8 protein-coding genes are annotated in these 8,756 nt (G+C 55.3%); 6 read left to right on the forward strand and 2 right to left on the reverse strand.

What is annotated here, in order from left to right:
• Positions 1–191: 191 nt before the first annotated feature.
• Entirely contained in the window at positions 192–971 is a 780-nt protein-coding gene (locus VGM48_RS24785; protein ID WP_331583657.1) for a (Fe-S)-binding protein, read from the reverse strand.
• 63 nt (positions 972–1,034) lie between these two features.
• On the opposite strand from VGM48_RS24785, the gene VGM48_RS24790 reads away from it, so the two are divergent.
• Together VGM48_RS24790 and VGM48_RS24795 are read left to right on the forward strand one after the other, a co-directional pair.
• Positions 1,035–1,733, forward strand: a complete 699-nt coding sequence (locus VGM48_RS24790; protein ID WP_331583659.1) for a Crp/Fnr family transcriptional regulator — start codon at positions 1,035–1,037, stop codon at positions 1,731–1,733.
• The gene (locus tag VGM48_RS24795) at positions 1,730–2,266 is read left to right on the forward strand and encodes a YceI family protein (protein WP_331583661.1); all 537 of its coding nucleotides are present in this window, start codon (positions 1,730–1,732) and stop codon (positions 2,264–2,266) included. Before VGM48_RS24790 ends, VGM48_RS24795 begins: the two co-directional genes overlap by 4 nt.
• On the opposite strand, the gene VGM48_RS24800 is transcribed toward VGM48_RS24795, so the two are convergent.
• Positions 2,267–3,625, reverse strand: coding sequence for a (Fe-S)-binding protein (locus VGM48_RS24800; RefSeq protein WP_331583663.1), 1,359 nt, complete (start codon positions 3,623–3,625; stop codon positions 2,267–2,269). It abuts the gene before it with no gap.
• Positions 3,626–3,690: 65 nt separating this feature from the next.
• Here VGM48_RS24800 and VGM48_RS24805 point away from each other — a divergent pair, with 65 nt between their 5' ends.
• The 4 genes from VGM48_RS24805 to VGM48_RS24820 all read left to right on the forward strand — a co-directional run.
• Positions 3,691–4,188: a phosphoribosyltransferase family protein gene (locus tag VGM48_RS24805; RefSeq protein WP_331583665.1), complete on the forward strand. Its 498-nt coding sequence runs from the start codon at positions 3,691–3,693 to the stop codon at positions 4,186–4,188.
• 128 nt (positions 4,189–4,316) lie between these two features.
• Entirely contained in the window at positions 4,317–6,965 is a 2,649-nt protein-coding gene (gene gyrA, locus VGM48_RS24810) for a DNA gyrase subunit A (protein WP_331583667.1), read from the forward strand.
• A 22-nt stretch (positions 6,966–6,987) separates the two neighbouring features.
• Positions 6,988–8,265, forward strand: a complete 1,278-nt coding sequence (locus tag VGM48_RS24815; protein WP_331583669.1) for a hypothetical protein — start codon at positions 6,988–6,990, stop codon at positions 8,263–8,265.
• Positions 8,266–8,425: 160 nt separating this feature from the next.
• Positions 8,426–8,756 (forward strand): hypothetical protein (locus VGM48_RS24820; RefSeq protein WP_331583671.1); only part of this gene is annotated, 331 nt, incomplete at its 3' end.

Genomic DNA, 8,756 nt, shown 5'->3' on the forward strand with positions numbered 1-8,756 from the left:
TCTATTTCCTGGGCTTCGGCCTGGGAGAAGGGACGCGGGCTTTGATAGATCCAGACCCGGGATTCGGGTGCGAAATCCCCGGGTATTCCTTTGGAATGGTTTGCGTTCATGCCACAAAATTAAGGCATGTCGGCCGAATTGGGGCGGGTAAAGGCATGTCGGCCGAATTGAGGTGGGTAATCGGCGGGGGGCTAGGCCAGAGATGCGGCAATCAGTTCGGCGACGTCGAGCACCTTTACGGTATCTTCTTTTTCGGCGTGTTTGACGCCGTCCGTGAGCATGGTATTGCAGAAGGGGCAGGAGGCGGCGACCACCGCGGCGCCCGTGGCGAGGGCTTCGCCGCTGCGTTCGAAATTCACCCGGGTCTGGCCTTTTTCCTCTTCCTTGAACATCTGGGCGCCGCCGGCGCCGCAGCAGAGTCCGTTGCTGCGACAGCGTTTCATCTCCACGAGCTCGGCTTCGAGGGCTTCGAGCACCTTGCGGGGCGCATCATAGATATCATTTGCCCGGCCGAGGTAGCAACTGTCGTGGAAAGTGATGCGTTGTCCTTTGTAGGGACCGCCTTCTTTTAACCGGATCCGGCCCTCATCGATCAGCTGCTGGAGGAACACGGTATGGTGAATGACCTCGTAGCGGCCGCCCAGCTCGGGATACTCGTTGCGGAGGATGTTGAAGCAGTGGGGACAGGCGGTGACGATCTTTTTGACGCCATAATTGTTCAACAATTGGATATTCTGATAAGCCATCATCTGGAACAGGAATTCGTTCCCTGCCCGCCGCGCGGGATCGCCGGTACACATCTCTTCCTTTCCGAGGATGGCATAGGAGACGCCTACTTTTGTGAGGATCGTGGCAAAGGCCCTGGTGATCTTTTGCGCCCGCTGGTCGTAGCTGCCAGAGCAGCCCACCCAGAACAGGATCTCGGGGCTCTCACCTTTTGCCATAAATTCAGCCATTGTGGGTACCTGCATGCCGATGAATTTTCCGTAAATCTATAGTATTATGTGGTAACTTTAACCAATAAATGATTCGATATGGCCGGGGATGAAAGCCTGTTTGTGATTCGTAATTATGATCTATGGTGTCAGCTGTCGGACGAAGAATATAAGGACCTGAAGGTTCAGCATTCCGTCCTCGAAGTCCGGAAAGGCGAGTACATTTATTTTGAGGCGTATAATCACAATAAGATCTATTTTGTAAAGGAAGGGACCATCAAGATCGGGTTTATCGATGATGACGGCAATGAACAGGTGAAGGAGATCATCCAGAAGGGGGAACTCTTCGGGCAGCTCAGCCTCGAGCGAAACAACCTGCACGGCGAATTCGCACAGGCCTATAAGCATGATGTCAGTATCTGCGCCTTTACCATCGATGATTTTGAGCGGCTGCTGAAGAACCGGCCCGATCTGGCCCTCAAATACAGCAAGCAGGTGGGCGCCAAACTCCGGAATATCGAGAACCGCCTGGTCAATCTCCTCAATAAAGACGTTAAAACCCGCCTTATCCATTTCCTCTGGCAGCTGGTGGAACAGAACCTGGGGGAGAATACCGCGGAGGGCTTCTGCATCCCGAATTACCTGACACACGAAGATATCGCCAGTCTCATCGGCAGCAGCCGTCAGACGGTGACGACCATGATCAACGAATTAGAAACCGAAGGGATCTTATCCTACAATCGCCAGGAGATCTGTTTCCTGGATGTCAAAAAACTACAAAAGCGCGTTCAGGCATGAAGCAGATCATTGGAGCAGTCTTTTCCCTTTTTCTTTCGACGCTCGTTTCCGCCCAGGACTATAAACCAACCGACCCCGGGTCGACCATCGAATTCGTGATCAAGAATTTCGGGATGAATTCCAGGGGCACGTTCAGCGGGCTCGATGGAAGGATCAGTTTTGATCCGAAGGATAACAGCAAGGCAGTTTTTGACGTCAGCATCGCCGCGGCCACGATCAATACCGACAATGAGATGCGGGATGGCCATCTGAAAAAAGATGCTTATTTCGACGCGGAGAAATACCCGCGGATCCGAATGGTCTCCACGTCGATCTCGGGACCTGACGGCGGCCGCTACACGTTCAATGGGAAGTTGACGATCAAAGACAAGACCCAGGATCTTTCTTTTCCGTTTGTTGCGACGCCGATGGGGGAGGACTACCTATTCAAGGGCAGCTTTACCATCAACCGCCGGGATTTTGGCGTTGGCGGGTCGAGTACTCTCTCTAATAATTGTATCGTCAACCTGAGTGTGCTGGCGAAGAAGCAATAGTTAACTTTCCGTCCATTTATCGCGGTCGTCGGGGCTGAACTTCCAGGGGGCGAAGTTGTTCTCGATATTACCGAAAAGGGCGTTCCATTCCTGTGGGGCGTTGCTGTCTTCCATGATCAGGGCACGGCGCATCTCGACGATGATCTCCAGCGGGCTGATGCTGACGGGGCATTCGGTGACGCAGGCGTTGCAGGTGGTGCAGGCGCGCAGCTCTTCCACGGAAATATAATTCAGCAGGGTCTTTCCGTCGTCGGTGAAACTTCCGTTGGCGTCGATGTTCCGGCCGACCTCTTCGAGGCGGTCGCGGGTGCTCATCATGATCTTGCGCGGCGAGAGCAGTTTTCCGGTGGTGTTGGCCGGGCAGGCGGCGGAGCATCGCCCGCATTCGGTGCAGGCGTAGGCGTCGAGCAGGTTGCGCCAGGACAGATCGAAGACGTCCTTTGCGCCGAATCTATCCGTCGGGGCTGCGGCTGAAGCCGCTGTGGGTGGAGTCGCCGGGACGGAGCCATCGGCCGGGGCCGGGGGCGCGGTTTCGGGCTGCATCGCATAAAGGACCTCCTGCTGTATTGCGGGCATATTGCGGAGCTTTCCTTCCGGCTCCAATCGCGCGTAGTAGGCATTGGGAAAGGCCAGCAGGATATGCAGGTGTTTGGAGTAGGGCAGATAGTTGAGAAAGGCGAGGATACCCAGGATGTGCAACCACCAGCAGGTCCGTTCGAGGATGAGCAGGGAGCCGTCGGTAAGGCCGTTGAGCAGCGGGTGCAGCCAGCGTGAAAAGGCGAAATCGCCGGTGAGATGGGTGGCGTAGTGGCCATAGCCGCGGGCCTGCAGCAGGGTATCGGCGGCATTCATCGTCAGGAACAGGGTCATCAGGATGATCTCCGTCAGCAGGATGTAGTTGGCATCGCTGCGGGGCCAGCCGTTGAGGTCGTTACTGATGAACCGGCGCAGCTTGAGGATATTCCGCCGGCACAGAAAGATAAAACAGGATAGAAAAACGCCCACGGCGAGGAATTCGAAGCCGTTGATCAGCGCGGCATAAAGGGCGCCGCCAAAGCCGGAGAAGAGCCGGTGTGTGCCGAAGGCCCCATCGAGGATGATCTCCAGCACCTCGATATTGATGATGATAAAGCCGACATAGATGAGCAGATGGAGGACGGCGACGAGGGGATTGCGGAACATCTTCTTCTGGCCGAGGGCCAGCAGCAGCAGGTTCTTCCAGCGTTGTCCCCGCCGGTCTGCAAACGATTCGTCCCTGCCCAACAGGATGTTCCGGCGAATCTGCCTTATCTTTTTCACGAACAAGCCGATAGCCGCGAGGAGGGCCAGGATGAACACGATCTGCTGAAAAAGGACCATAGGGGAAATTTATTGATGGGACTAAGATAAGCGATTTGAAGTGAAAGGCTTAATTTGGTGGCGGAATGAAAAACTATATCCTCACGCAACCCGCGGCAGAGAAAAAACTGCGCCGCATGGCCTTCGAGATCCTCGAGAATAACGCCGGCGAGCGGCAGATCATCCTCGCCGGGATCAAAGAAAGCGGCAGCGTTATTGCGCGGAATATCCAGCGGCATTTGCTGGAGATTGCCGGCGACCGGCTGAGCACCCGGCTGATCGAGATCAGTCTGGATAAGAAAAGCCCCGGCGCCGTCACCCTCAGCGAGTCTTTGCCCTTCGACGACCAGGTGATCATCATCATCGATGACGTCGCGATGAGTGGCAGGACGTTGCTGTATGCGATGAAGCCGTTCCTGGAGTATCATCCCCGGAAAATAGAATCCCTTGTGCTGGTGGAACGGAGTTATAAGGCGTTTCCGGTCCAGCCCGATTACAAGGGGCTTTCCCTGGCCACGACCCTGCAGGAGCATATCTATGTGGAGGTGGAAGGTGATGGGGTCAAGGGGGCGTGGCTTGAATAGAGGGAAATGTCCACAATCGTGGAAAAATAGCATTGGCGCCGATCCAAAAAAAAGCCCGTTTGTAACGGGTTTTCAGGGCCAAAAGGGGTAAATTTGCCCTCCCCCCGAAAGGGTGGGCAACATTGAATATGGAAGATAAAACCACGCCGCCTGAGACCCAGGATAACAATCGCATCGTCCCTGTAAATATCGAAGAGCAAATGAAGACGGCCTACATCGATTATTCGATGTCGGTTATCGTCGGCCGCGCCCTTCCCGATGTCCGGGACGGGTTGAAGCCCGTTCACCGCCGTATCCTCTTCGGCATGAACGAGCTGGGGAACAACAGCAACAAGCCTCATAAGAAAGCCGCCCGTATCGTCGGGGAAGTGATGGGGAAATTTCACCCTCACGGCGATGCCTCGATCTTCGACGCGATGGTGCGGATGGCCCAGGAATGGAGCATGCGGTACCTGCTGGTCGACGGTCAGGGTAACGTCGGTAACCAGGACGGTGACGGTCCTGCGGCGATGCGGTATATCGAAGCCCGGCTTCATCGCCAGGCCGAATACATGCTCGAGGACATCGACAAGGAAACGGTCGATTTCCAGCCCAATTTCGATGACTCCCTGACGGAACCGACGGTCCTGCCGACCCGCCTCCCGCAGCTTTTGATGAACGGCTCCAGTGGGATTGCCGTCGGGATGGCCACTAATATGATGCCGCACAATCTCTCGGAGGTGATCGACGGCTGTCTGGCCTACATTGAAAAGCGCGACATCACCATCGAAGAGCTGATGCAATATATCAAGGCCCCCGATTTCCCCACCGGCGGCATCATCTATGGCATGGAAGGCGTCAAGGCCGCGATGCATTTTGGCCGGGGAAGGGTAGTCCTGCGGGGCAAGATACAGATAGACACGAAGCCCAGTGGGAGAGAAACGATCGTCGTTACGGAAGTTCCTTACCAGGTGAACCGCGACGCGCTTTGCGACCGCATCGGTCAGCTTGTCAATGAGAAGATCGTCGAGGGCATTGCCCATATCAACAACGAATCCAACAAACGCGAGGGCACCCGGATCGTCATCGATCTGAAAAGGGACGCCATCGCCAATATCGTCGTCAACCAGCTGTACAAGCATAGCGAACTTCAAACTTCCTATGGCATCAACAACGTAGCCCTTGTCAAGGGCCGGCCCAGGACCCTGAACATCCGGGACATGATCAGCGAATTCGTTGAGTTCCGTATGGACGTCGTCACCCGCCGGACCAGGTTCGAATTGAGGGAAGCCGAAAAGAAGGCTCATATCCTGCAGGGTTATCTGATCGCCCTGGATCATCTGGACGAGGTCATCGCCCTGATCCGGGCCTCCAGGACCCCCGAAGCGGCCAAGGAAAGCCTGATAACCGCGGGCTGGGGCCTCGACGAACTACAGGCGAAGGCCATTCTCGAACTGCGGTTGCAGCGCCTCACGGGGATGGAACGCGAGAAGATCCGGGCGGAATACGACGAACTGATGAAGCTCATCACCCACCTTAAAGAACTGCTGGCCGACGAAGGCAAGCGCTTCGAGGTGATCCGTAAGGAACTGCTGGAGGTGAAAGAAAAGTTCGGCGACGAGCGCAAGACCGAGATCACCTACCTCGACAACGAGGTCAGCATAAAAGACCTGATCCGCGAAGAGGATGTGGTCATCACCATCTCTCATCTGGGCTATATCAAGCGGACGGCAGCCACCGAGTATCGGATGCAGCGGCGCGGCGGCCGGGGCGCGATGGGGGGACGGACCCGGGACGAGGACTATATCGAACACCTGTTCGTGGCCTCGACGCACCATACCATGCTTTTCTTTACCGAGAAGGGCCGGTGTTACTGGCTAAACGTCTATGAGATCCCCGAAGGGGAGAAGAGCGGCAAGGGCCGGGCGATCCAGAACCTCATCCAGATACCCCCGGATGATAAGGTTCGCGCCATTGTGGATGTAAAGGACCTGAAAGACGAAGCCTTTGTCAACAGCCATCATATCGTCCTCTGCACCAAGCAGGGCGTCATCAAAAAGACCACGGTCGAAGAGTTTAGCCGCCCGCGGCAGACCGGCGTCAACGCTATTACCATCATGGAGGGCGACAACCTCCTCGAAGCGCGCCTCACCGACGGCAACTGTGAGATCCTGCTGGCGGTGAAGAGCGGCCGGGCTATCCGGTTCGAAGAAGAGAAGGTCCGGCCGACGGGCCGCGGCGCCATCGGCGTGGCCGGAATCGAGGTAGATGATGCTAATGATGAAGTTATTGGCATGATCTGTGTCGGTAGGGAAGATAAGACCCGGACTGTGTTGGTGGTCAGCGAAAAAGGGTACGGAAAGCGCACCCCGATCGACGAATACCGCATCACCAACCGGGGCGGCAAGGGAGTGAAAACCATCAGCGTTACGGAGAAAACCGGTAAATTGGTGGGCATTCTCGATGTCACGGAGCAAGAAGACCTTATGATCACCAATAAAAGCGGCGTCACCATCCGGATGTCCGTAGCCGGGATCAGCGAGCAGGGCCGGGCTACACAGGGGGTAAAGCTCATCCGGCTGGATGAGAACGATGAGATCGCCGCTATTACCAAACTGGATAAACTGGAGGAAGAGAACAACGGGGCACTTGCCGAAGCAGGCACGGAAACGGCCGCAGACACGGATCCTGCTATGGGTACGGAAACGCTCCCGGACGCAAATCCCGGTTCGAATACGGCTCCGGACACGGATGCTGCCTCCGGCGGTGACAATGGAACTCCTGATCAGACACTTTGAACAATTAAATAAACATTAAAAAATGAGAAGACTCTTCCTGACTGGATTCCTTGCCATGGTTGGTATGGGCCTGTTCGCACAAAGCGTCGACAAGGCAAAAGATGCGCTAAAGGCCGGTAAAATACCCGACGCCAAGACCCAGATCGATGGCGCTCTTGCCGTCGAAAAGAATCAAAAGAACGCCGAAGCATGGTATACCAAATTAAAGGTATATAACGCCATCGCCGCAAACGACCAGCTGCGCACCCAGTATCCTGATGCCCGCGACCAGGCTTTCGACGCGCTGAAGAAATATGTCGACCTGGATGAAAAGGATAAGAAACTTGTACTCCTGCAGATGGATGGCTACAAGCCGATCAACGAGATCTATCAGGGATATTTCCAGGTAGGCGCCAACGATTATAACGCGGGCAAATACGATGATGCCCTGAAGAGCTTCACCGGCGCCATCGCCGCTTCCAGCTATATGACCTCGAAAGGCTGGACCAAGCTGCCCATCGACACGACTTCTACGCTTTATGCCGGCATCTCCGCCGAAAAAGCCAATAAGAAAGATACCGCTGCCGTCTATTATGGCCGGTTGGCCGATGCGAAGATCGCCTCGATCAACGGCACTAACATGATCGACATCTACAAATGGCTGGTGGATTACTGGAATACCAAGAAGGATGCCGCCAACACCGAAAAATATCTGTCGCTGGCGGAAGCCCAATACCCCGACGATCTTTTCTGGCCTGACACGCGCCTGACCAACATCCGCGAGAAGGGCAACAAGGACTCTCTCTGGGCCCAATACGACCGGATCGTCGCCCACTTCCCGAAGAACCACCTCTTCTTCTTTAACTATGGCCTCGAAATGTATCAGTTCGCCAACGATACATCTTCCGGCCACCGTCCCGCGAACTATGACGCCCTCATCGCCAAGTCGCAGGATATGCTGAAGAAATGCCTCGAGATCCAGCCCGACTATCCCCAGGCTGCCCTGGTGCTCGGCCAGATCAGCTATAACGCGGCGGTAGACCTCCAGAGTGATACCAAAAAGATCCCCGGAAAAGGTCCCGAAGACATCAAGAAAAGAGCCGATCTCCGCATCGCTGCCGGCAAGAAATTCGATGAGGCTATTCCTTACTTCGATATGGTGGATAAGGACCTGGGCAGCAAAGGAAAGCTGAAGATGGATGAGAAGACCGCGCTGAAGGATGCTTACGATCTGCTGATCAATATCTACCAGGAGAAAAAGGTCAAGGATAAAGAAGACCTTTATACGAATAAGTTCAACAACGTGGACAAGGATCACTAAGATCCTTTTCGTTGGAAAAAAAGCCGACCCTTTGGGCCGGCTTTTTTTTTGCCGGCTTTTTTGGGGGCCGGCTTTTTCATTTTGTCGACTTTCCGGGCGGATGGTCTACTTTATTTGTTCGCGGGGCGGGTGTCGTTCTACCTTGTCAAAAAAACAAGATATGAAAAGCATAATCACGGCGGTGCTGTTCCTGGCGGCGGTTTCGATGGCATCGCCCAGCAAGAAAGGCCTGCTCTCCATCATGCCGCTGCATGAAAAACGGGCGGCCCATAGCGCCACTTTGTTGCCGAACGGCAAGGTGCTGATCGTCGGCGGCTTCCGGAAGGGTCCGGATACCTATAGCCAGCTGTATACCGGCACCACGGAGATCTTCGACCCCGCCACCTATCATTTTACCTATTCCGGCAGCCTCCATATCCCGCGCTGCGGGCAGACCGCCACGCTTCTTGCCGGCGGAAAAGAACTGCTGATCACCGGCGGGAACAACGACA

This window comes from Puia sp. (genome assembly GCF_036500295.1).
In the GTDB taxonomy this organism is placed as follows: domain Bacteria; phylum Bacteroidota; class Bacteroidia; order Chitinophagales; family Chitinophagaceae; genus Puia.

Excerpts from the sequence above, each read along its gene's own strand:
- VGM48_RS24785 (WP_331583657.1), bottom strand. The coding sequence starts at position 971 with ATGCAGGTACCCACAATGGCTGAATTTATGGCAAAAGGTGAGAGCCCC.
- VGM48_RS24790 (WP_331583659.1), top strand. The coding sequence starts at position 1,035 with ATGGCCGGGGATGAAAGCCTGTTTGTGATTCGTAATTATGATCTATGG.
- VGM48_RS24795 (WP_331583661.1), top strand. The coding sequence starts at position 1,730 with ATGAAGCAGATCATTGGAGCAGTCTTTTCCCTTTTTCTTTCGACGCTC.
- VGM48_RS24800 (WP_331583663.1), bottom strand. The coding sequence starts at position 3,625 with ATGGTCCTTTTTCAGCAGATCGTGTTCATCCTGGCCCTCCTCGCGGCT.
- VGM48_RS24805 (WP_331583665.1), top strand. The coding sequence starts at position 3,691 with ATGAAAAACTATATCCTCACGCAACCCGCGGCAGAGAAAAAACTGCGC.
- gyrA (WP_331583667.1), top strand. The coding sequence starts at position 4,317 with ATGGAAGATAAAACCACGCCGCCTGAGACCCAGGATAACAATCGCATC.
- VGM48_RS24815 (WP_331583669.1), top strand. The coding sequence starts at position 6,988 with ATGAGAAGACTCTTCCTGACTGGATTCCTTGCCATGGTTGGTATGGGC.